The sequence below is a fragment of the Nocardioides flavescens genome, assembly GCF_009823805.1.
Taxonomy (GTDB): Bacteria; Actinomycetota; Actinomycetes; order Propionibacteriales; family Nocardioidaceae; genus Nocardioides; species Nocardioides flavescens.
The window spans coordinates 298242-320580 of sequence record NZ_WUEK01000006.1 but is presented as its reverse complement, the minus strand read 5'-3'; the positions used below and the strand labels follow the sequence as shown (position 1 = coordinate 320580).

Here is a 22339-nt window from a genome sequence, read left to right as displayed (position 1 = left end):
ACAAGAGACCGCCCAGGCCACCAAGGACATCGCCGCCCGCGTCGAAGCCATCCAGGGCGACACCACCGGCGCGGTCGAGGCCATCGGTGAGATCTCCACCATCATCACCTCGATCAACGACTACCAGCTCACCATCGCCTCCGCCGTCGAGGAACAGACCGCCACCACCAACGAGATGTCGCGCAACGTCGCCGAAGCCTCCACCTCCTCCAGCGAGATCGCCACCAACATCTCCGGCGTCAGCTCCGCCGCCGACTCCACCACCCAAGCCCTCGCCCAGACCCAGTCCGCCGTCGACGAGCTCGCCCGCATGGCCTCCGACCTGCGCGAGAGCGTCAACCAGTTCACCGTCTGACCGCACCCTGACCACCCCCGGGCGGGCGCAGCTCAGAGCAGGTTGAGCTCTGCGGCGCTCGCCCAGGGGCCCCGCCCGGACGCCTCGCCCAGTGCGACGAGGCGGACGTAGCGGGTCTTGACGGCGTTCCAGCGCACCAGGCGGGTGCCGCGCTCCCCTGACCACCGGCCGCTGGCGACGGTGGTCCAGGACGAACCGTTGGAGCTGACCTGGATGCGGTAGTCGGTGATGCCCCCGTGGGTCGACTCGTCCTGACGGGTCGTCAGCGACAGCCCGCTGATCCGCTGGGAGACCCGGGTGTCGACGGTGACGGTGTGCGGGAACGGCGCCGCGGGGTCGCTCCACCGGCTGTGCCAGATGGTGGCCGCGTCACCGTCGAGCAGGTTGCTCGCCGGCGCCTGCTCACCCACCGTCTCGGCGTCGCTCGCGGTGATCGTCCAGCCGGTGCGGGGCAGCAACTTGTCGGTGACCAGGGAGGACGGCACCGGCACCGTGACGAGCGAGGCGACGCTGGGGGTGCCGCGCGCGTCGAGGGCGAAGAGCATGTAGGGGCCGGGCAACGCGATGCTGGCGTCGTTCGGCACCCGCACCTGGTAGGACCTGCCGCTCCCCGAGGTCTGGGAGGACACGACCGACAGCGGCACGCGGCGCTGGTCGTTGTTGATCGAGTGCGTGGACTGCCCCATCCGCACCAGCACGAAGCGGCTCACCGCCCGGTCGGTCGTGACGGTGACCGTGCCGCCCACCTGCGCCGTCGCGGGGGCGGTGGTGATGCGCGGCCGGTCGCGCAGCGTCCCGTCGGCCTCGTAGAGGTAGTCGGGCGTGTAGATCTGGGCGTTGGGGTGGTTGGTCGCACACGTGCCGCAGAGCCCGCCGCCGCCGGTGAAGACCCGTCCGTCCTGGAGCAGCATCGCCACCGAGTGGTAGGTGCGCGGCACGGCCATCGGCGCACCGTTCGAGAACGTGCCGGTCGCCGGGTCCCAGGTCTCGGGCGACATCGCCGCGTCGGTGTCGGTGAACGGCACCGGCGTCCGCTGACCGCCTATCACGACCACCCGACCGTCGGGCAGGACGACGGAGTTGGCGAACGCGCGGGGCGTGGCCAGGTCGCCGCTGCGCCGCGTGACGGGCTTCGACCCGCTCAGGTCGACGACGTACGCGCGGGCGGTGGCGGGGGTGCCCTCGTAGGCCGGCGCGCCGCCGACGGTCAGCACCTTGTCGGCGTCGTAGAGCACGGCGTTGCCGTTCATGGCGTCCGCCGAGTCGCCACGCGTGCCGACCGAGGTGACCGAGCCCGTGCCGCTGAGCGAGATGGAGTTCATCTGCTTGCTCGGGCCGAGCTGCAGCACCTTGCCGCCGCGGGTGGGGAAGAGCCACATGTGGTTGTCGGAGCGGTAGATGCCGCCCGGGTCCGCGGTGAGCATCCTGTCGGTGGTGACCCCGGGGAGCGCGGTCCACCCGGCGGCCGGGCTCCAGACCTCCCCGACCTTGCCGCCGCGCGGACCCGACCAGGAGCCGCCGACGGTGAAGGCGTTGCCGTCGGGCAGCAACGTCATGCTCTGGTAGCCGCGCGCGACGTTCATCGCGGGGCCGCCCTTCCAGGTGTCGGTCGCCGGGTCGTAGATGCTCGTCTCCGACGCGCCGCTGCCGCCGGTGACCATGATCCGGCCGTCGGCCAGCACCACCACGCCCGGGCAGAACATGTCGTGACGGGTGTTGAACACCGTCGACCGGCTGACCCGGCCGGTGGTGAGGTCGAGGATCGCGGTCTGCGTCTGACCGCTCGAGCCGCCGAACGTCGTGTCGGAGTACGCCGACCAGGTGAGCACGCGGTTGCCCGGGAGCACGGCGGCCGCGCTCGGCACGAGCGGGAAGCTGATGGTCGGCCCCCACGAGCCGACCTTCGAGACGTCGGCCAGGTCGCCTCCGGGCGTCTGCAGCCCGATCTCCGCGGCGCTGGTCCACGACGGGTGGCCGTTGATCTCGACGAGGGCCACGAAGCGGACGTAGCGCGCGGCCGAGGCGGTGAACCGCGTCGTCTTGAGGCTGGCGTCGTCGGCCCACCGGCCGGTCGCGACCTGGGTCCAGGTGCGCTGGTTGTCACTGGTCTCGACGGCGTACTCGATGACGGTGCCGTTGACGCGGCCGTCCTGGCGCGGGAGGTAGGTGAGGCCGTCGACCTCGCGCACCCGGCCGAGGTCGATGGTGAACCGGTGCGGCAGCGGCGGGGACGCGTCGCGCCACTGCGTGTGCCACACCGTCGCCGGGTCGCCGTCGACGGCGTTGGTCGCGGGGGCCCGCTCCCCCTGCAGCTCCTCGCTGTCGGCCGAGACCTTCCAGCCGGCGGGGTCGAGCGTCTTCGGGGTGTAGCCGTCCTCGCCCGCCACCGGGGTGAGCACGTCGAGCTCGGCCGCGCTCGCGAACCCCAGCCCGGACGCGTCGCCCTCGACCGTCAGCCGCACGTAGCGGGCGGGCCCGGCGCGCAGCTCGGCGCTCTTGCGCGTGGCGTCGCCCTGCCAGCGGCCCGTCGCCGGCGTCGACCAGCGCACCCCGTCGGTGCTGGTGTCGATCCGGAACTCGGTGACGACGCCGTTCGGGCTGCCGTCCTGGCGCGGGAGGTAGGAGACGCCGTCGACGGTCTGGACGACGTGCAGGTCGATGGTGATCGTCTGCGGGAGCCGCGCGGGGTCGCCGGCCCACCGGGAGTGCCAGAACGTCGCGGGGTCGCCGTCGATCGCGTTGGTCGCGGCGTTCCTGTCGCCGACCAGCTCCTCGGTGCTGGCGTTGACCGTCCAGGCGGCGCGGGACAGCTCGACGGAGGTGGGGACGTAGGAGACCGGCGAGGGCTGCACCATGCCGGGCATGTCCTCGTGGGACATCTCGGAGTGGGTGCCGGCGTGCGGGCGGGAGCGGCTGCTCTCCGGTTGCGCGCCGTCCTGGCCCTCGACGAGCACCAGGCCCGCCACGGCCATGACGGCGACCGTCGCGACGACCCGTGCCAACGGACGGGCGAGAGGACGTGCGGACGTGACTGATCGACCCATGCTGGTCGCCCCCCGGTGACCTGCGCTGCCCGGACCCCCCTGGCAGACCGACGGAGCCTAACCAGCGCGCGCCCCGACCGGGTATGGGTCAGGTGGGCCGTTGCGGGACTACGTCCCTAGGGTGCTGGGACCCGGGCGGGCTCGATCCGGGCGGGGAGCACGTCGAAGCCGCGCAGGATCCGGGTCGGCCGGCGTACGGCGCCCGGCTCGAGGCGCAGGTCGGGGAAGCGGTCGAAGAGCCGCTGCAGCCCCACCTCGCCCTCCATGCGGGCCAGCGCCGCGCCGAGGCAGTAGTGACGACCGGCGGAGAACGACACGTGGTCGCCGGCGTTGGCGCGGTCGACGCGGAACGCGTCGGGGTCCTCGAACACCTCAGGGTCGCGGTTGGCCGCGGCGAGGAGGGCGGTCACGACCGAGCCCCGCCGGATCGGGGTGCCGGCGACCTCGGTGTCGCGCACGACGGTGCGCCCCGTCATCAGCACCGGCGGGTCGAGGCGCAGCACCTCGTCGACCGCGGTGGTCCAGTGCTCCGGCTGCGCGCGCAGGAGCGCGAGCTGGTCGGGGTGGTCGTGCAGCAGCGCGATGCCGTTGCCGAGCAGGTTGACGGTGGTCTCGAAGCCGGCGGCCAGCACGAGACCGGCGGTGGCCTTGAGCTCGCGGTCGGTCAGGGCCACGCCGTCGTCGTCGCGGGCCGCGACCAGCTGGGTCAGCAGGTCCTCCCCCGGCTCGCGCCGCTTCAGCTCGATGTGGGCGTCCAGCCAGGTGTCGAACGCCGCCAGCGAGTCCTCGACGGTCTGGAACCGGCGCCACGACAGGCCGAGGTCGAGGCTCGGCGCGGCACCGGTGCCGTAGTGCAGCACCCGCTCGCGCTCGTGCTCGGGCACGCCCAGGACCTCGGCGATGACGGTGACGGGCAGCAGTGCGCAGTAGGCCTCGACCAGGTCGACGACCTCACCGGCCGCCCGGCGCCGCTCGAGCGCGTCCAGGAGCTCGTCGGCGATCTGCTCGGTGCGCTCGCGCAGACCGGCGACGGCGCGAGCCGAGAACACGCGGGTCACCAGCTTGCGCATGCGGGTGTGGTCGGGCGGCTCGATGACCAGCAACGACGGCGTGTTGAGCGGTCCGAGCACCGTCGGCGCCGACCACGACGCGAGCCGGCCGAGCGGTCCGCTGCCGGCGCCGAACTCGACGCCCGCGCGTACGTCGGCGCTCGAGAGCAGCTCGCGCACCACGGGCTGACGGGCGGTGACGAAGGCGAACTTGGCGCGCGCGAAGGACCCGCTCGCCCGCACCTCGTCGAAGATCTCCAGAGGCAGGTCGGCACCCGTGGAGGCGACCAGCAGCCGGCTGTGCACGTCACCGCGGCGGGCTGCGGAGGCGATCGCGGTGCGCGGGACGGCGTGACCGAGCGTCCAGCGCACGGCCCGCTTCAGGTGGTGCTGGGGGTTCATCCGCACTCCCGTCGACGACGTTTCGATACTCAAGAGTATCCAGTTCGCCACAGTATCCTCAACCCCGTGACCACCCGCCCCGTGCGCCGCCCGAGCCGCGCCGAGGTACGCCGGCAGCTGCTCGACGCCGCGGCCACGGTCTTCGCCCGCCGCGGCATCGACGCCGCGAGCCTCGACGAGGTCGCGGAGGCGGCGGGGTTCACCAAGGGCGCGGTCTACTCCAACTTCGGCAGCAAGGACGCGCTCGTCGACGCCCTGGTCGACGACCGCACCAGCGCCTACGTCGACATCGGCCTCGAGTCGGTCGCCGGCGTCGACGGCGACCTCGACGAGAAGGCCCGCCTGCTCGGCGAGGCGCTCACCCGCGCCGGGGACGAGCAGCGCGAGTGGCAGCTGCTCTTCCTCGAGCTCTGGCAGCGCGAGATCCGCACCCCCAGCCCCGACGGCAGCCTGCGCGCCCACCGCGCCGAGCTGCGCACCCGGATCGCCGACGCGGTGCGGGCCCACACCGGGTCGGGCCCGTCCGTCGGTCTCGACCCCGACGAGCTCGCGACCGTGCTGATGGCCCTCACCAACGGTCTCGCCATCGAGCGGCTGCTCAGCCCCGACGACGTGCCCGACGACCTGATGGGCCGGGTGCTCTCGGCGTTGATCAGTCGCTGAGCCGCGACTCCTGCTCGGCCTGCTGGTCGAGCAGCGCCCGGGCGTGCTGATCGCTCGCCTCCTGGTCGAGGCCGGCGCGGAAGTCGTCGAGCTTCTGCTCCCCCGCCGGGAACGGCGGCAGCAGCGGCACGTCGGGGTCGACGACGGCCTCGATCACGACCGGCCGGTCGGCAGCGAGGGCCCGGTCCCAGGCGGGGCCGACCTCGTCGGGAGCCGTCACGCGGATGCCCTGCAGACCCAGCAGGTCGGCGTAGCCGGCGTAGGGGAACGCCGGCAGCCGCTGGCTGGTCTCGAACCGCGGGTCGCCCTCCATCTCCCGCTGCTCCCAGCTGACCTCCGCCAGGTCGCCGTTGTGGAGCACCAGGACGACGAAGCGGGGGTCGGCCCACCCGCGCCACCGGTCGGCGACGGTGATGAGCTCGGCGACGCCGTTCATCTGCATCGCTCCGTCGCCGACCAGTGCGACGACGGGGCCTCCGGGCACCTCGAGCTTGGCCGCGAGGCCGTAGGGCAGCCCCGAGCCCATGCTGGCCAGCGTCGAGGACAGGTGGGCCTGCACGCCGACCGGCAGCCGCAGGTGGCGGGCGTACCAGTAGACGACCGACCCGACGTCGACGCTGACCGAGGCGTCGTCCGGGAGCCGACCACTGAGCTCGCGGACGACGAGCTCGGGGCTGAGCGGGTCGGCGGCGGTCTCGCGGGCCCGCTGCTCGGCGAGCGCGTGCCACTCCTGCACCCAGGTGCCGACCTGCGTGCGCCACGGGGTCGCGGCGGGCCGCTCCGGCAGCCGGTCGAGCAAGGCGCGGAGCGTCTCGGCCGCGTCGCCGGTGAGGCCGACCTCGACCGGGTAGCGGTTGCCGACGTGGCGGCCGTCGAGGTCGACCTGCACCGCGCGGGCCTGGCCGGGCGCGGGGTAGTACTCCGTCCAGGGGTCGTTGCTGCCGACGACGAGCAGGGTGTCGCAGGAGCCGAGCAGCCGCGCGGAGGCGCTGGTGCCGAGGTGGCCCATCACGCCGCACGCGTCGTCGCGGGACTCGTCGACCCACGGCTTGCCCAGCAGGCTGGTCGCGATGCCGGCACCGAGCCGCTCGGCCACCGCCTCCACCTCCCGGCGGGCGTGACGCGCGCCCTGGCCCACCAGCAGCGCGGGCCGCTCCCCCGCCGCCAGCAGCGCGGCGGCGGCGTCGAGCGCGTCGTCGTCGGGTACGACGCGCGGCGGCCGCCAGCCGGCCGCGGTGACCACGACACCGTGCTCGTGCTCACGCTCCACCTCGGGCGGCGCCGGCTGCTGCTGGATGTCGTGCGGCACGATCACGACGGCGGGCGAGCGGGTCGCCAGCGCGGTGCGCAGGGCCCGGTCGAGGACCATCCGCGCCTGGTCGGGAGCGAACACGGTCTGCACGAACTGGGCGGCGACGTCGTGGAACAGTGCTCCGAGGTCGATCTCCTGCTGGTACTCCGCACCCAGCACCGACGTCTCCTGCTGACCCACGAGCGCCACGACGGGCACGTGGTCGAGCTTGGCGTCGTAGAGCCCGTTGAGCAGGTGGACCGCCCCGGGACCCTGGGTGCTGAGCACGACCCCGACGCCACCGGTGTACTTCGCGTGACCGACCGCCATCAGCGCGGCGTTCTCCTCGTGGCGCGCCTGCACCAGCTCGGGATCGACTCCGGCGCGACGCAGCGCGCCCATCAGCGTGTTGACGCCGTCGCCGGGATAGCCGAACAGTCGGTGCACCCCCCACGCCCGCAGTCGCTCCACCAGCAGGTCGGCCACCAGGCGCTCGTCTCCCACCCGTCGCGGGTATCCGTCCCTCACGGACGCATGCGGCGACGTCCCGTGGTCGGTCCCACCGATCACACCAGCGGCGATCCGTGCCACCGCATCCGTTGCGCCGAGGTTTAACCGGACTATCTTGATCGAGTTACACCAGACCGATCGAGGAGCGCCATGAGCACCCAGACCCCAGACCGCACCAGCACCCCCGTCCGCCCGGGCACCCCGGAGCTCACCGCTCTGCTCGACCGGATCTCGGTCGACGCCGACGTGCGCGACCGCGACCGCGTCGCGCCGTTCGAGCAGATCGCCTGGGCCAAGCAGGCCGGACTCGGCCGACTGCGCGTGCCGGTCGCGGAGGGCGGCGGCGGCGCGAGCGTGCGCGAGTTCTTCCAGACCCTGATCGCCCTGGCCGAGGCCGACTCCAACGTCGCCCACATCCTGCGCACGCACTACTGGTTCGTCGAGCAGCAGCTCGTCGCCACCGACCCCGACGCCCGCGCCCGCGGCCTGGCGATCATCACGTCCGACCAGCTCGTCGGCAACGGGTTCAGCGAGCAGAGCAAGCACGCCGTCGGCCTGCACTTCGACACCACGCTGACCCCGCGGCCCGAGGGCGGCTACGTGCTGGACGGCGAGAAGTTCTACTCCACCGGCACGCTCTACTGCGACCACACCCAGATCTGGGCGAAGTCCGGCCCTCAGCGCATCGCCGGCGCCGTGATCCCCGTCGACCGCGCGGGCGTCACCGTCGAGGACGACTGGGACGGCTTCGGCCAGCGCCTCACCGGCACCGGCACCACCCGCCTCGAGGGCGTCGAGGTGCGCGAGGAGGAGTTCTTCGACCTCGGCGACCCCGACGACCAGCCGGTCGGCTACATGGGCGCCTTCCTGCAGCTCTACCTGCAGGCCGTCACCGTCGGCATCCTGCGCAGCGTCCGCAACGACGCGGTCGCGCTCGTGCAGCGCCGGGCCCGCAACTTCAGCCACGCCAAGGCCGGCTCGGCCAGCGAGGACCGCCAGGTGCTGCAGGTCGTCGGCGAGATCTCCGCCGACGCCTTCGCCGCCGAGGCGATCGTGCTCGCCGCCGCCGACGCCATCCAGGCGGCGTACGACTCCGTGGTCGACGGAGCGCCCGACGAGCGCCTCGCCGAGGCCGCGCAGCTCGCCGCCGCGCAGGCCAAGGTCGCCATCGACCGGTTCTCCTACGCCACCGCCGCCAAGCTCTTCGACGTCGGCGGGGCCTCGGCCACGCAGAAGGTGCACAACCTCGACCGCCACTGGCGCAACGCCCGGGTCGCCTCGACCCACAACCCGACGTTCCTCAAGGCGTCGGCGATCGGCGACCACCACGTCAACGGCGCCGGGTTCCCCGGCAACGCCTACTTCTGATCGGGGCCCTGCACATGTCGTCTGTGGGACTGCTCTTCGTCGGAGCCGCGCTCTTCGTCAACGGCCTGCTCTTCCTGGGCCGGGTCGACGCCAAGACCGCCGGCGTCTTCAATCTGTTCGTCGGGGCCCTCCAGGTCGCCATCCCGTTCTACGTGATGGCCACCGCCTCGGACCCCGACCAGGTCCTCGCCGCCGCCGGGGTCTTCATGTTCGGCTTCACCTACCTCTACGTCGGCATCAACAACCTCGCCGGCTTCGAGGGCACCGGTCTGGGCTGGTACTCCCTGTGGGTCTCGGTCCTGGCCGCAGGCTTCGCCGTGGTCAACGTCGTCCGCTTCGACGACCTGGCCTCCGGGCTGCTCTGGGCGCAGTGGTCCGTGCTCTGGGGCGTCTTCTTCGTCGTCATCGCGCTGGGCCAGGCCCAGTGGACGGCGTTCGCCGGCTGGCTGACCCTGGTGCAGGCCTTCACCACCTGCACCGTGCCGGCCTTCGTCTACCTGCTCGGCGAGACCGTCCCCGCCTGGGTCGTCGGCGCCTCCATCGTCGCCACCGCCGCGGCGCTGGCTCCCCTCGCCGTCCGCACCGCCAGTGCCCCCCGCCCCCGCGTCAGCTCCTCCCCCGAGCCGGCGCTCGTGGGGTCCTGAGGCGGTCGGGTCGTCGACTGTCGAACTTTCCGGTCACCTGGTGACCCCGGAAGTTCGACAGTCGACGGACGGGCCACCCACGACAGCGACCGTGCAACTTCCGAGTCACCTGATGACCAGGAAGTTGCACGGTCGCTGTGTGTGCCGCCGACGGCGTACGAGCCGTCGACAGTCGAACTTTCCGGTCACCTGGTGACCCCGAAAGTTCGACAGTCGATGCGACGGGCCGCCTCAGAACCCCACGTGGTCGAGGTAGAGGTGTCCGACGGCGGCGGAGGTGAGGGGCGTGACGTCGGGGGTGTCGTTCTCGACGATCCACTCCTCGACCTGGTGGGCGCGGAAGATCCGGGGGAAGTCGATGACCCCGGTGCCGAGGTCGGCCATGTCGCCGGTGGCGGCGTCGCGGTCCTTGACGTGGTACTGCCGGACCTGCTGCGGCGCCTTGCGCACCACGTCGATCGCGAACTGCAGTGGGTCGGCCGCACCGGTGTTCAACCCGGCCGTGTAGGCCCAGTAGAGGTCGACCTCGAGGTGGACCAGCTTGCGGTCGAGCCGCGAGGTGAGCACCTGCCACGGGGTGAGCCCGCCGCCGAGGTCGATCGTGAACTCGTGGGCGTGGTTGTGGTAGCCGTAGCGCAGCCCGTAGCGCTTGGCCTGCGCCGCCTCGGCGTTCATCTGGTCGGCCCACCTCTGCCAGTCCGAGAGGCTGGTGGAGTTGAGGTACGGCACGTTGATGAACTCCTGGCCCAGCACCACGGCGTTCTCGAGCTTGGTGCGCAGGGCCGCCGCGTCGGCGCTGATGCCGTCGTGGCTCGACGAGGCGCGGATGCCGAGCCCGTCGAGGCGGGTGCGCAGCTCGCGGGCGCTGCGGTTGAGCAGCCCGGCCAGCTCGATCTTCTCGTAGCCGTACTGCGCCAGCCGGTCCAGCACCAGGTCGCTGGCGGCGAGGTCGCCGGTCGCGGCCCGCAGCGTGTACATCTGGATGCTGATGTCCTGGTGCGGGACCGTCCGGCCCTTGCCGTGACCCGGGCCGTGACCAGGGCCGTGACCGTGGCCCGGCTTCCCGGGCGCACCCGGCTTCCCGGCGTACGACGGACCGGCGGCGGCGCCGACGGCGGCGAGGCCGGCGGCCCCGGCCGCGGCCCCGCGGAAGAGGGAGCGCCGCGAGGCGCCCTTGCGTGCGAGCGAGTCGGCGAGCGCGCGCTCACCGTCGAATCCGAAGCACATGCCGTTCTCCTTCTGTTGGTTCCCGAGCCCGAGCGGTCCGAGAAGGGAGGTGGTGGGGAGGGTCGGTGGTCGCCGTCAGTCGTTGGTCGCGAACGCCGCGTCGAAGGCGGCGTCGGGGGCGTCGAAGGCGAGGCGGCGCACGAAGTCGAGGGCCTCGGGGGCGCCGAGGAGCCGGTCCATGCCGGCGTCCTCCCACTCGACCGAGATCGGGCCGTCGTAGCCGATGGTGTTGAGCATCCGGAAGCACTGCTCCCACGGCACGTCGCCGTGTCCGGTCGAGACGAAGTCCCAGCCGCGACGCGGGTCGGCCCACGGCAGGTGGGAGCCCATCCGGCCGTTGCGGCCGTTGCCGGTCTGGCGCTTCGCGTCCTTGCAGTCGACGTGGTAGATCCGGTCCTTGAAGTCCCACAGGAAGCCGGCCGGGTCGAGGTCCTGCCACACGAAGTGCGACGGGTCCCAGTTGAGCCCGAACGCCTCGCGGTGGCCGATCGCGTCCAGGGTCGCCACGGTGGTCCAGTAGTCGTAGGCGATCTCGGACGGGTGCACCTCGTGCGCGAACCGCACGCCGCACTCGTCGAAGACGTCGAGGATGGGGTTCCAGCGGTCGGCGAAGTCGCGGTAGCCCGCGGCCACCATCTCCTCGGTCGCCGGCGGGAACATCGCGACGTACTTCCAGATCGAGGAGCCGGTGAACCCGACGACCGTCTTCACGCCGAGGCGCTGCGCGGCGCGGGCGGTCATCTTCATCTCCTCGGCCGCGCGCTGGCGCACACCCTCGGGGTCGCCGTCGCCCCAGACCTTCGACGACAGGATCGCCTCGTGGCGGGCGTCGATCGGGTCGTCGCAGACCGCCTGGCCCTTGAGGTGGTTGGAGATCGCGTAGACGCTCAGGCCGTGCTTCTCGAGCACGTCGAGCTTGGACTGCACGTAGGCGTCGTCCTCCGCGGCCTGCCACGGGTCGAGGTGGTCACCCCAGCACGCGATCTCCAGACCGTCGTAGCCCCACTCGCCGGCGAGACGGGCCACCTCCTCGAACGGCAGGTCGGCCCACTGGCCGGTGAACAGGGTGACGGGACGAGGCATGGTCGTTGCTCCTCTGGTGGGTGATGGGTGGGTACGACGGGCGCGGGCGGCGCCCGGGGCGGAGCGCACTGCCCCGGGCACCGACCGCAGGGGTCACCGGCGTGAGCCGGTCGACCCCTCGCCGCGGTCGTGCGGACCGGCCTCCCGGCGTCGCGGCAGCCGACCTGCCGGGGCGCCGGGGCCCTCGTCGGGAGACGAGGCCGGCCGGCACGCGGACCGCGGACGTCTCGTGGGTGGCGAGCCCCTCGGTGAGCGGCTCAGTGGGCATCGACGGCACCGGCGTCCCTCTCCGCGGCGAACGCGTCGAGCTGGAAGGTGTCCAGCCCGTCGCAGCTCAGCCGGTGCTCGAGGACGTCCGCCACGACCGGGGCGCCGAGGTCGACGCCGGGGAGCGCGACCACTGCCTCGCCCAGCTGCGCCCACGACCTCAGGGCGTCGAGCGACGCGGCCGGCAGCACCGCGGGGTCGTAGTGCACGACGACCGCCGCGTCGGCGCCGAGCAGGTGCTCGAGGTCGGCCGCGGTCGGCGGCTCGGCCTCGGTGCCGTCGTAGAAGGACTGGTCGGGGTGGCGCCAGGTGTCACCGGACGCCGCCGGGGTGCGCGGCGTCTCGGTGCACGCGACGGACGGTGCGCCCACGGCCGCAGCACCCTCGGCCGGAGCCGGAGCCGGAGCCGGCGCCGCCGCCGGCCCGTCCGCAGGATCGCCGGAGCAGCCCACGAGCAGCAGGCAGGCGGCGACGGCGAGCGCCGTGCAGGTGTGTCGGGTCATCGTCCTGCCTCCTCCTCGTGCTCCTCGTCGTGGTTCGGGGTGGCGCCGGGGCGGGGCGGGCCGTGCAGACGGCCCGCCCCGCCGGTCTGGCTACTTCTTCCGCACCTTCACCACGACGGTCGCGGAGGTGGCCTCCTCGGTCGTGGCCGAGCCGGCGTAGCGCACGGAGAGCTTGTGCTTGCCGACCTTCTTGGCCTCGAAGGTGAAGGTCCACGCGCCGTTCTCGAGCGTCGCGGTGCCGCCGACGGCCTTCTTGCCGTCGTAGAGGCGGACCGTGCCGGTCGGGACGAAGCCGGTGGCGGAGACCGCGACGGTCACCTTCACCTTCGCGCCCTTGCGCACCTTCTTCTTCGACGCCTTGGCGCTGACGCTCGGCGTCGCCTTCTTCACGGTGACGGTCGTGGCGGCCTGGGCCGCCGCGACCCCGTCGCCGCCGGCGTAGCGCACGGTCAGGGCGTGGCTGCCCACCGCGAGCGTCGCCGGGAGGGCGAGGCGAGCGGTGCCGTCGACCGCCTGCACGGTGCCGAGCAGGGTGGAGCCCTCGAAGAGGCTCACCGCACCCGACGCCGCACCGGAGGCGCTGCTGACCTTGGCGACGACCTCGCCGGCCACGCCGTACGTCGCGACCGCGGGCTGCTGCACGCTCACCGCGGTCTGCGCCGTGGTGACGGTCAGCGCCGCGGGCCGGCTGTAGAGCTCGGTGCCGGCGTCCGCGATCTGCACGCGGTAGCGGGTGCCGTCCTGGCCGAGGCCGTTGGGCACGACGCGCAGCGCGACGGTGGTCTCGCCCGCGACGTCGCCCCACGCGCCGCCGGGGGCCTGCCGCTGCCACTGGTAGGTGACGTCGGTGCCGGCGGCCTCGACGCTGAAGACCGCGTCGGAGCCGACCGTCGTGACGGCGTCCTGCGGCTCCGCGAGGAACCGCAGCCGCGGCGAGGTGGTGTCGAGCATCCGCATCCACGCCACCAGCTCGGCCGCCTTGGGCCGGAGCACGCCGAGAGCGGCGGCCGATCCGGCGCTACCGTTCTCGAGCAGGCGGGCGGCCTCCTGGGCGCGGGTCAGCGCCGTGGCGTAGTCCTTGGCCAGGTAGGCCGTGTAGGAGCCAGTGACCTGCGCGTTGACCGCGGTCGCGACCTGGGCCGGCACGCCGCCGCCGGTCTGCTGGGCGGTGACGAGGCCCTGGACCTCACCGTGGGTGACGCAGTTGGCCTCGGTCTCGCCGGCCGTCCAGCGGATCGCCTGGAGGATCTGCTCCTGGAACCGCGGGTCCTCGCTCAGCTCGTAGTTGTGCATGAGCGCCTGGGTGTAGGAGCGCCCGCCGTCGAAGTTGCGGCACCACGAGATGGGGTGATCGGCGCCCTCGGTGCGACCGTCGGCGGAGTTCAGGCCCCCGACGTACGACGCCTCGGTGAGAGTCTGCAGCACGTGCACCTTCTCGCGCGGCAGCGCGACCCAGTTGTAGAGCTCGTCGAGCACCCGGATCGAGCGCGGGAAGTGGTCGGTCGAGGGGTTGGTGCCGTCCTCGGTCACGACCTCGGTCCAGCGGCAGGCCTCACAGTTGTGCTGGGTGCCGTTGTTGGAGGAGCTGTGGTTGTCGAACTCGCCGCCGACCAGCTCCTTGTACCAGTCCCAGCCGTGCATCGAGTCGGTCGCGCCGTGGATCGCCACGAAGCCGCCGCCGTTGTTGACGTACTGCTTGAGGATCGCCTGCTCGTCGACGGTCACCGACGGGTCGTCGGTGGGGTCGAAGGTCGGCCGGTTGGTGGTGAACTGGCTGTTGCCGACCGAGGAGACCGCGACGAGGGCGTCGTACTGCTCGAGGTTCGCCAGCGACTCGAACGGGTTGCCCGGCACCGACTCGGCGGGGGCCATGTAGTCCCAGACGTCGACGTCGAAGTTGAGCCGCTGCCCCTGCTCCTGGATGAACTTCATCGTCGCCGGGATGTGCTGGTGGCGGAAGCCGCCGACGCGGTTGGCGAAGACGAGCACCTTGAAGTCCGGGTCGGGGTTGACGACCGACGGGCCGGCGTAGACCTGCGGCATCCGCTGCGCGGGTCCGTAGGCCTCGACGGTGACGCCGGTCGCGACCGGCTGGTCGGCGCGTCCACCCAGCGTGGCCAGGAGGTGTGCCGCGTCGCCGGTGAGCGACTGGCGGGCCACGCCGCGGGGGGCGTACTGCTTCGCCCGGGCGGCGAAGTCCTCGAGCGCGGCCACCGCGGCCTGGGTGCTGCCGAGGCCGGCGGCGGAGGCCGCGGTGTCGACGAGGCCGGTCAGGTCGGCACCGTTGGCCGCCGAGATCCGGCCCTCGGTGACGAAGCGCGCCACGAGCGCCTTCACGTCGGCGTAGGAGGTGGTGACCTCGAAGCTCAGCGTGTGCTTGGCCTGGTTGCCGGCCGCGTCGCCGACGACGATCGCCCAGGTGTGGGCGCCGACGGGCAGCGAGGCGACGTCGAGCGGCACCAGGTCGGTCGGCTTCCCGTCGACCCACTGCAGCCGGATCGCCGGGCCGCCCGAGCCGTTGAAGCTCGTGCCGCCGGCGGTGGTGACGTCGGTGAGCGCCGGGCGGACGCTGGCGTACGTCGCCGAGTGCGCGATCTTGCCGCCCACGACGCCGGGCCAGGTGACCGACGGCGGGGTGCGGTCGATCTTCACCAGCGTGGTCTTGGCGGGCGAGGCGTTGCCGGCCGTGTCGACGGCCGTGTAGGTGACGGTCGTGCTCTGCTCGGCGGTCAGCTCGTAGGAGCCGGTCCAGGTGCCCCCGGCGGCCGTCGCCGGCACCTCGACCGGGGTGGCGCCGGTGCCGGGCGTGACGACGAACTTCGCCACGTCGGTGTCGTCGGTGGCGGAGAAGGTGAGGGTCACCTTCGGGTCCGTGAACCAGTCGCGCAGGCCCGTGGCCGTGGACGGCGTCCACGTCGTGTTGGCCAGGATGCCGTTGTAGGCCGGCACCGGGCTGACCGGTGAGCGGCGTACGTCGGACAGGGTGGGTGGGGCACCGGAGTCAGCGGCGGAGGCGGGACCTGCGGTGGTGACGATCATCGAGATCGCCACGGCACCGGAGAGCCCGGCTCCGACGAGAGCGGTGCGACCAGCCCGGCGCCGGGTGGCGCCGGAGGTGGTGGACATGTGTCTCCTCGGGGTGGGTGCTGCGCGCTCCCTGCGGTCCGGGGCGGGTCCCCGGGCGTTCGGCCCTTGGTGGTGCTGACTCGTGGGTGGATCGATGGGTGGTGCATCACCGGTGGTTGAGGAGGGCCGCTAGGCCCGTCTCGAAACCACCCGGCCCGACAGTGGTTTCGAGACAGTCGCCAGCGCGACTTCCTCAACCACCGGCTGGACCCCCGGTGGTTGAGGAGGGCCGCTGGGCCCGTCTCGAAACCACTCGACCTGGACAGTGGTTTCGAGACAGTCGCCAGCGCGACTTCCTCAACCACCGGGGTGTCGTCACTACTGCGCGACCGGCTGCCAGCTCCGGGTCTCCGAGCTGCGCTCGACGGCGGCGAGGACGCGCTGGACCTGCAGGCCGTCGGCGAACGACGGCTCCGGCTGCCCGCCCGCGGCCAGGGCCGTGACGAGGTCGACGACCTGGTGGGTGAAGCCGTGCTCGTAGCCGAGGCCGTGGCCGGCGGGCCACCACGCGGCGACGTACGGGTGCTCGGGCTCGGTCACGAGGATGCGGCGGAAGCCCTGGACCTCGACGGGCTCGGTGGCGTCGAAGAACTCCAGGACGTTCATGTCCTCGAAGTCGAAGGCGAGACTTCCCTTCGAGCCGTTGACCTCGATGCGGATGGCGTTCTTGCGGCCGGTGGCGAACCGGGTCGCCTCGTAGACCCCGAGCGCGCCGCCCGAGAGGTGGGCGAGGAAGACCGCGGCGTCGTCGACGGTGACCTGCCCGCGCTCCTCTGTCGCTCCCCCGCCGCCGAGCGACCCGGAGGTCTCGCCGGCGGCGATCGGGCGCTCCTTGACGAAGGTCTCGAGCTGCCCGGAGACCTCGGTGACGGACTCGCCGGTGATGAACTGGGTGAGGTCGATGACGTGCGCGCCGATGTCGCCCAGGGCGCCGGAGCCGGCGAGGGTCTTGTCGAGGCGCCACGACATCGGCGCCTCGGGGTCGGCGATCCAGTCCTGGAGGTACTGCGCCCGCACGTGGCGGATCTCGCCGATGCGGCCCTGCTGGACGAGTCGGCGGGCCAGCGCGATCGCGGGCACCCGGCGGTAGGTGAAGCCCACCATCGCGCGCACGCCGTGCTCGGCCGCGGCCTCGGCGGCCGCGGTCATCTCCTCGGCCTCGGCGACCGTGTTGGCCAGCGGCTTCTCACAGAGCACGTGCTTGCCGGCCCGCAGCGCCGCGATCGCGATCTCGGCGTGCGAGTCGCCCGGCGTGCAGATGTCGACGAGGTCGACGTCGTCGCGCTCGAGCAGCCGGCGCCAGTCGGTCTCGGCCTCGTCCCACCCCAGCCGCTCGGCCGCCTGCTCGGTGCGGGCGGCGTCACGACCGCACACCACGCGCATCGCGACCTGCATCGGCAGGTCGAAGAACCGCGGGGCCGTGCGCCAGGCCTGCGAGTGGGCGGCGCCCATGAAGGCGTGGCCGACCATCGCGACCGACAGGGTGGGGCGGGTGCTGGTCAAGGGAGTGCTCCGATCACGTGGGGGGCCGGTCCGCACGGCGGGTCGGGTGAGGGGTCCCCGGCCCGCCGTACGGCGGTCGTGCTGGTCTGGGCTCGGCTCAGGACTCGAACGCGGAGTCGATGAACTGGTCGACGTTGTCCGCGGTCACGACCGGAGCGTAGAGCTGCACCGTGCGCGGCACCTCGACCTCGACCAGGTCGCCCATCGCCTTCTGCTGCACGAGCAGGCGGGCGAGCTTGATGCCGTCCGCGGCCTGGGTCGACGGGTAGACGACGGTGGCCTGCAGAACGCCGTCGTCGGCCTGGATCGAACGCATGGCGTTGGCCGAGCCGGCGCCGCCGACCATGAAGAACTCGTCGCGACCGGCGTTCTCGATCGCGGCGAGGACGCCGACACCCTGGTCGTCGTCGTGGTTCCAGATGGCGTCGATCTCGGGCTCGGCCTGCAGCAGGTTGGCCGTGACCTCCTCACCGCTCTCGACGGTGAACTCCGCCGCCTGGCGGGCGTCGACGTCGAGGCCGCACTCGCCGAGGGCGTCCTCGAAGCCCTGGCTGCGGTCCTGGGTCAGCGGCAGCGAGTCGATGCCGGCGATCTCGGCGACCACGGCGTCGGGCTGGTCGCCCAGCTGCGAGCAGATGTACTGACCGGCCGAGACACCCATGCCGTAGTTGTCGCCGAGCACGGTGACGCGGGCGGCGTTGGGGTCGTCGAACTCGCGGTCGACGTTGATGACGGGGATCCCCGCCTCCATCGCCTGCAGCGCCACCGGGGTCATCGCCGCGCCGTCGAAGGGCAGCAGCACGATCGCGTCGACCTTGTCGTTGATGAAGGTCTCGACCTGGCTGATCTGCAGGTTGACGTCGTTGGTGCCCTCGGCGACCCGGAGCTCGACGTCGTCGTACTGCTCGGCGACCTTGCGCGCCGACTCGGTGATCGAGGCCATCCAGCCGTGGTCGGCCTGCGGGGCCGAGAAGCCGATGACGACCGTGTCGCCCGCCTCGTCGTTGGAGCCGGACTCGGCCTGGTTGGTGCTCGAGCCGAGGTCGGCCTCGTCGGTGTCGGCGGAGTTGCCGGCGCAGGCCGCGAGGGCCAGTACGGCCAGGCCGGCGACGAGCGGGGCGCCGACGCGCCGACGCAGGGTGGTGGGACGCAGGGACTTCATGGAGGTGCTCCTGTGGTCGAGAGGTGGATCAGTGAGGTCGGGCTGAGGTGCGGTGGAACGGGTGGTGTCAGGTGGTGCTGTTCCGAGACGCCAACCTCTGCTGCAGGAGCACGGCGGCGACGATGATGACTCCCTTGAGGAGTGCCTGCTCCGAGATGGAGCGGTCGTTGAGCGTGAAGACGTTGGTGAGGGTCATGAAGATCAGCACCCCGAAGACGGTGCCGACGATGGAGCCGCGGCCACCCGAGAGCAGGGTGCCGCCGATGACGACCGCGGCGATCGCGTCGAGCTCGAGCAGGGTGCCGTGGGTCGAGGAGCCGGTGCCGGTGCGGGCGACCAGCATCAGCGCGGCGATGCCGCAGCACACGCCGAGCAGGACGTAGAGCAGCGCGGTGTGGCGCTTGACGTTGATGCCGGCCAGGCGGGCGGCCTCCGGGTTGCCGCCGACCGCGATGGTGCGGCGCCCGAACGTCGTGCGGTTGAGCAGCACCCAGCCGCCGATCGCGACCAGCGCGAAGAGGTAGATGATCACCTGCACGCCGAGGATCTCGCGGGTGAAGAACTCCGCGAAGCCGGGGATGTCGGTGACGATCTGGGTGCGGCGGTTGGAGATGATCTCGGCCAGGCCGCGGGCACTGGCGAGCATCGCCAGGGTCGCGATGAACGGCACGACCTTGCCGTAGGACACCAGCAGGCCGTTGACGAGCCCGCACCCGGCGCCGACCGCGAGGGCCACGAAGACCATCACGATCCAGTGGGTGTCGCGCGCCATCGTCTGGGTGGCCACCGTGGTGCACCAGACCGAGGAGAGCGCGAGGATCGCACCGACCGAGAGGTCGATGCCGCCGGCGGTGATCACGAAGGTCATGCCGATGCTGACGACGCCGGTCACGGCGGCCAGGCGCAGGATCGTCAGGGCGTTGTCGACCGAGGCGAACCGGTCGCCCGCCGTGGCGGTCCCGACGACGCAGATGAGCACGAGCGCCAGCACGAGGCCGGCGTTGCGACCCATGCTCCCGCTGAGCGCACCCATCACGGGGTTGGGCTCGCGCGCGGTCTCGCGCGCGGCGGCCTCGACGCGGGCCGTGTCGGCCGGCGGCGGGGTGGTGCTGGTGCTGCCGAGCGGGGTCTCCGCCGTCGGCGTGGTGCTGCTGTCGCTCATGCGACGCCCTTCCCTTCCATGACCAGGTCGAGGACCGTGGACTCGTCGAGCTCGGTGGCCGGCGCCTCGCGGACGATCTCGCCCTCGCGGACGACGAGGACCCGGTCGGAGAGACCGAGCACCTCCTCGACCTCGCTGGAGACCACGACCACGGCCACGCCGGAGTCGGCCAGGCGCCGGATCAACTGGTAGATCTCGCTGCGGGCGCCCACGTCGACGCCGCGGGTCGGCTCGTCGAGGAGGAGCACGCGGCACTCGCGCAGCAGCCACCGCGCGAGCACGACCTTCTGCTGGTTGCCGCCCGACAGGGTGCGCACCGCGCGCTCCACGCCCGTGGGCCGCACGTCGAGGGAGGTCGTGAGCTCCTCGGCGCGGCGCTTCTCCTCGGCGCTGTCGAGGAAGCCGGCGCGCGAGAAGCGGCTCATCGTCGAGACCGTGACGTTGCGGTAGACCGCCTCGTCGAGCAGCAGGCCCTGGCTCTTGCGCTCCTCGGGGGCCAGCCCGATCCCGGCGCGCACGGCCTGCGGCACCGAGCCGCGGCGCAGCTGCTTCCCGTCGACGGCGACCGTGCCGGTGCTCGCCTTGCGCGCGCCGTACACCGTCTCGAGGATCTCCGAGCGGCCCGCGCCGACGAGGCCGGTGAGCCCGACGATCTCGCCGGCCCGCACGGTCAGGTCGACGTCGTGGAAGACGCCGGTGAGCGAGAGGCCCTTCGCCTCCAGCACGACCTCACCGGTCGCGGGGCCGGCCGGGCGCTCGGGGAAGACGTACTCGATGGAGCGCCCCGTCATCAGCCGGATCAGCTCGGCGGTCGGGGTCTCCGAGACCGGCAGCCCCGTGGCGACCGTGCGGCCGTCCTTGAGCACCGTGATGCGGTCGCCGATCTGGCGGATCTCCTCCAGCCGGTGGGAGATGTAGACGACGGCGACGCCCTCGGAGGTGAGGCTGCGGATGACGCGGAAGAGGTTGTCGACCTCGCCCTGGTCGAGCACCGCCGACGGCTCGTCGAGGATCAGCACCCGGGTGTCGCGGGAGAGGGCGCGGGCCATCGAGACGATCTGGCGGTTGGCCGGCGAGAGCGAGCCGACGCTGCGGGTCGGCGAGATCTCGGAGTGACCGAGCCGCGCGAGCAGGTCGCGCACGATCCGGTTGGCCCGGCTGCGCTGCGAGAATCCGCCGCGGGCGAGCTCGTGGCCGAGGAAGACGTTCTCCGCGACGCTCAGGTCGGGCACCAGGTCGAGCTCCTGGTAGATCGTCGCGATGCCGGCGCGCAGCGCGGCCTGCGGCGAGCTCAGCGTCACCGGCTCCCCGTCGATCGAGATCGTGCCCTCGTCGGGCTGGTGGGCCGCGGCGAGCACCTTGATGAGCGTCGACTTGCCGGCGCCGTTCTGCCCGAGCAGGCAGTGCACCTCGCCGCGGCGGACGTCGAGGTCGACGCCGCCGAGCGCGCGCACGCCCGGGAACTCCTTGACGATGCCGCTCATCTGCAGCAGCGCGGGCCCGTCGGCGCCGGCCGCGGAGGCGGGCAGGGGGTCGGTCGTGGTCACCGGAGTGCTCCTCGTGCCAGGGGACGGCGCTCGACCCGGGCCGGGTCGGCGAAGACGGTCTCGAGGGCGGCCTGCGCGCCACCGCGCACCGAGGCGGTGAAGCCCAGGGTCGACAGCTCGACGCGGGTGCCGCCGGCGCCGGGGGCGAGCACCCCGTCGACCAGGGCGGTCTCGATGGCGGAGCGCATGTGGTGGCCGACGGCGGCGAAGTAGCCGCTCAGCACGATGGCCGCGGGGTTGAGCGCGTTGGCCAGCACGGCGGCGCCGACACCCACCCACCGGCCGACCTGGTCGAGCGCCGCGAGCGTGCGGGTGTCGCCGAGGTCGGCGCGGCGGTTGATCTCGGTCAGCCGCTGGTCGAGCGAGAGCGACGGGTCGCGCACCGGGTCGTCGGGGTCGGCGGCCTGGTCGAGCAGGGCGCGCAGCCCGGCGACGGTCTCCCAGCAGCCGACCCTGCCGCAGCCGCAGCGGCGGCCCTGCGGCTCGACGATCATGTGGCCGAACTCCCCCGCATACCCCTGACGACCGCGCAGCAACCGTCCGTCGGCCACGATCCCGCCACCGACGCCCACCTCGCCGAAGATCACGAGCACGTCGCGGCGATCGGGGTCACCCGGCGTCGCCTCGGCCAGCGCGGCGAGGTTGCCCTCGTTGTCGACGCGGACGTCGTACGCCGGGCGCAGGCGCTCGCGCAGCATGGGCCCGACCGGGACGTCGCGCCAGCCGAGGTTGGGTCCGTGCGTCAGCACGCCGTCCTCGTCGACGAGGCCGGCCACGCCCACCGTGAGACCGACCGGCTGCACGTCGCGGCGGGCGAGGTCGGCCACGGTCCGCTCGACGAGCTCGACGAGTCTCTCCACGACCTCCTCGGCGGGCGCGGTGCGCGCGTCGAGCGCCACCTGCCGCTCGCTGAGCACCTCGCCCGCGAGGTCGAGGGCGATCGTGTTGACGTGGTTGACGTTGAGCTCGGCGCCCAGTCCGGCGATGCCGTGGCCGGCCAGCTCGACGGTGGTGCCGGGGCGTCCGACGGAGCCGTGCTCGCGGCGTCCCTCGCGCACGAGCCCGCGCTCGGCGAGCTCGGCGACGAGCTGGGAGACGGCCGAGCGGGTCAGCCCCAGCTCGGCGGCGACGGTGGCCCGCGACCGCGGCCCCTCGGCGCGCAGGTGACGCAGCACGAGGGCGAGGTTGGTGCGGCGGACGGTGACCTGGTCGGCGCTGTGGCCGGGCTCCCCGGTCTCGATGCTGCGCACTGCCTCACCCCCTCACCACATGTGATCGCCTTCACCCGTTTTGCTCGGGCGGTGCACAAACTAGGTGTGTCGGGCGCCACTTGGCAAGCCCCGTGAAGCGGAAGTCACCCACTGAGGTGACAGAACTTTCGCCATTACTGGACAAAGTTGCCGTTCTCAGCGGCCGGCGCCGGACCCCACTCC

Annotated in this window: 15 protein-coding genes and 1 pseudogene; 4 read left to right on the top strand and 12 right to left on the bottom strand. The window is 72.7% G+C overall.

Annotated elements, in window-relative coordinates; all coding sequences use genetic code 11:
* Window positions 1-355, top strand: a pseudogene (locus GRQ65_RS12195) (methyl-accepting chemotaxis protein); the annotation flags it as partial.
* A 32-nt stretch (window positions 356-387) separates the two neighbouring features.
* Here the strand turns inward: GRQ65_RS12195 and GRQ65_RS12190 are convergent.
* Complete coding sequence (locus tag GRQ65_RS12190; RefSeq protein ID WP_160878216.1) at window positions 388-3327, bottom strand: discoidin domain-containing protein; 2940 nt, start codon at window positions 3325-3327, stop codon at window positions 388-390.
* Between the two features lie 188 nt (window positions 3328-3515).
* Window positions 3516-4850: a cytochrome P450 gene (locus GRQ65_RS12185; protein WP_160878215.1), complete on the bottom strand. Its 1335-nt coding sequence runs from the start codon at window positions 4848-4850 to the stop codon at window positions 3516-3518.
* Between the two features lie 66 nt (window positions 4851-4916).
* On the opposite strand from GRQ65_RS12185, the gene GRQ65_RS12180 reads away from it, so the two are divergent.
* Complete coding sequence (locus GRQ65_RS12180) at window positions 4917-5513, top strand: TetR family transcriptional regulator (protein ID WP_160878214.1); 597 nt, start codon at window positions 4917-4919, stop codon at window positions 5511-5513.
* Here the strand turns inward: GRQ65_RS12180 and GRQ65_RS12175 are convergent.
* The gene (locus GRQ65_RS12175) at window positions 5503-7308 is read right to left on the bottom strand and encodes a thiamine pyrophosphate-requiring protein (protein ID WP_160878213.1); all 1806 of its coding nucleotides are present in this window, start codon (window positions 7306-7308) and stop codon (window positions 5503-5505) included. The two genes, GRQ65_RS12180 and GRQ65_RS12175, sit on opposite strands and share 11 nt — an antisense overlap.
* Before the next feature lie 156 nt (window positions 7309-7464).
* Between GRQ65_RS12175 and GRQ65_RS12170 the strand changes: the two genes are divergently transcribed.
* Both GRQ65_RS12170 and GRQ65_RS12165 read left to right on the top strand, forming a co-directional pair.
* Window positions 7465-8682, top strand: a complete 1218-nt coding sequence (locus tag GRQ65_RS12170) for an acyl-CoA dehydrogenase family protein (protein WP_160878212.1) — start codon at window positions 7465-7467, stop codon at window positions 8680-8682.
* A gap of 14 nt (window positions 8683-8696) precedes the next feature.
* Window positions 8697-9326, top strand: coding sequence for an AmiS/UreI family transporter (locus tag GRQ65_RS12165; protein WP_160878211.1), 630 nt, complete (start codon window positions 8697-8699; stop codon window positions 9324-9326).
* Between the two features lie 231 nt (window positions 9327-9557).
* Here GRQ65_RS12165 and GRQ65_RS12160 read toward each other — a convergent pair whose 3' ends face one another.
* From GRQ65_RS12160 to GRQ65_RS12120, 9 genes are all read right to left on the bottom strand, one after another.
* Complete coding sequence (locus GRQ65_RS12160) at window positions 9558-10553, bottom strand: sugar phosphate isomerase/epimerase family protein (RefSeq protein WP_160878210.1); 996 nt, start codon at window positions 10551-10553, stop codon at window positions 9558-9560.
* Between the two features lie 75 nt (window positions 10554-10628).
* Window positions 10629-11636 (bottom strand): sugar phosphate isomerase/epimerase family protein, encoded by a 1008-nt coding sequence (locus tag GRQ65_RS12155; RefSeq protein ID WP_160878209.1) that lies wholly within the window; start codon window positions 11634-11636, stop codon window positions 10629-10631.
* A gap of 257 nt (window positions 11637-11893) precedes the next feature.
* Window positions 11894-12406 (bottom strand): DUF3105 domain-containing protein, encoded by a 513-nt coding sequence (locus tag GRQ65_RS12150; protein WP_160878208.1) that lies wholly within the window; start codon window positions 12404-12406, stop codon window positions 11894-11896.
* A 90-nt stretch (window positions 12407-12496) separates the two neighbouring features.
* Window positions 12497-15532 (bottom strand): ThuA domain-containing protein, encoded by a 3036-nt coding sequence (locus tag GRQ65_RS12145; RefSeq protein ID WP_160878207.1) that lies wholly within the window; start codon window positions 15530-15532, stop codon window positions 12497-12499.
* 318 nt (window positions 15533-15850) lie between these two features.
* Complete coding sequence (locus GRQ65_RS12140) at window positions 15851-17035, bottom strand: Gfo/Idh/MocA family protein (protein ID WP_237448139.1); 1185 nt, start codon at window positions 17033-17035, stop codon at window positions 15851-15853.
* A gap of 97 nt (window positions 17036-17132) precedes the next feature.
* Window positions 17133-18197, bottom strand: coding sequence for a substrate-binding domain-containing protein (locus tag GRQ65_RS12135; RefSeq protein WP_160878206.1), 1065 nt, complete (start codon window positions 18195-18197; stop codon window positions 17133-17135).
* 67 nt (window positions 18198-18264) lie between these two features.
* Window positions 18265-19359, bottom strand: coding sequence for an ABC transporter permease (locus GRQ65_RS12130; protein WP_160878205.1), 1095 nt, complete (start codon window positions 19357-19359; stop codon window positions 18265-18267).
* Window positions 19356-20906 (bottom strand): sugar ABC transporter ATP-binding protein, encoded by a 1551-nt coding sequence (locus tag GRQ65_RS12125; RefSeq protein WP_337191679.1) that lies wholly within the window; start codon window positions 20904-20906, stop codon window positions 19356-19358. Before GRQ65_RS12125 ends, GRQ65_RS12130 begins: the two co-directional genes overlap by 4 nt.
* On the bottom strand, window positions 20903-22156 hold the full coding sequence (locus GRQ65_RS12120) for an ROK family protein (RefSeq protein ID WP_160878204.1): 1254 nt from the start codon (window positions 22154-22156) through the stop codon (window positions 20903-20905). The genes GRQ65_RS12125 and GRQ65_RS12120 overlap by 4 nt, the downstream gene beginning before the upstream one ends.
* Between the last annotated feature and the right edge of the window lie 183 nt (window positions 22157-22339).

Excerpts from the sequence above, each read along its gene's own strand:
- GRQ65_RS12165 (WP_160878211.1), top strand. The coding sequence starts at position 8,697 with ATGTCGTCTGTGGGACTGCTCTTCGTCGGAGCCGCGCTCTTCGTCAAC.
- GRQ65_RS12130 (WP_160878205.1), bottom strand. The coding sequence starts at position 19,359 with ATGAGCGACAGCAGCACCACGCCGACGGCGGAGACCCCGCTCGGCAGC.
- GRQ65_RS12150 (WP_160878208.1), bottom strand. The coding sequence starts at position 12,406 with ATGACCCGACACACCTGCACGGCGCTCGCCGTCGCCGCCTGCCTGCTG.
- GRQ65_RS12155 (WP_160878209.1), bottom strand. The coding sequence starts at position 11,636 with ATGCCTCGTCCCGTCACCCTGTTCACCGGCCAGTGGGCCGACCTGCCG.
- GRQ65_RS12190 (WP_160878216.1), bottom strand. The coding sequence starts at position 3,327 with ATGGCCGTGGCGGGCCTGGTGCTCGTCGAGGGCCAGGACGGCGCGCAA.
- GRQ65_RS12160 (WP_160878210.1), bottom strand. The coding sequence starts at position 10,553 with ATGTGCTTCGGATTCGACGGTGAGCGCGCGCTCGCCGACTCGCTCGCA.
- GRQ65_RS12170 (WP_160878212.1), top strand. The coding sequence starts at position 7,465 with ATGAGCACCCAGACCCCAGACCGCACCAGCACCCCCGTCCGCCCGGGC.
- GRQ65_RS12185 (WP_160878215.1), bottom strand. The coding sequence starts at position 4,850 with ATGAACCCCCAGCACCACCTGAAGCGGGCCGTGCGCTGGACGCTCGGT.
- GRQ65_RS12135 (WP_160878206.1), bottom strand. The coding sequence starts at position 18,197 with ATGAAGTCCCTGCGTCCCACCACCCTGCGTCGGCGCGTCGGCGCCCCG.
- GRQ65_RS12145 (WP_160878207.1), bottom strand. The coding sequence starts at position 15,532 with ATGTCCACCACCTCCGGCGCCACCCGGCGCCGGGCTGGTCGCACCGCT.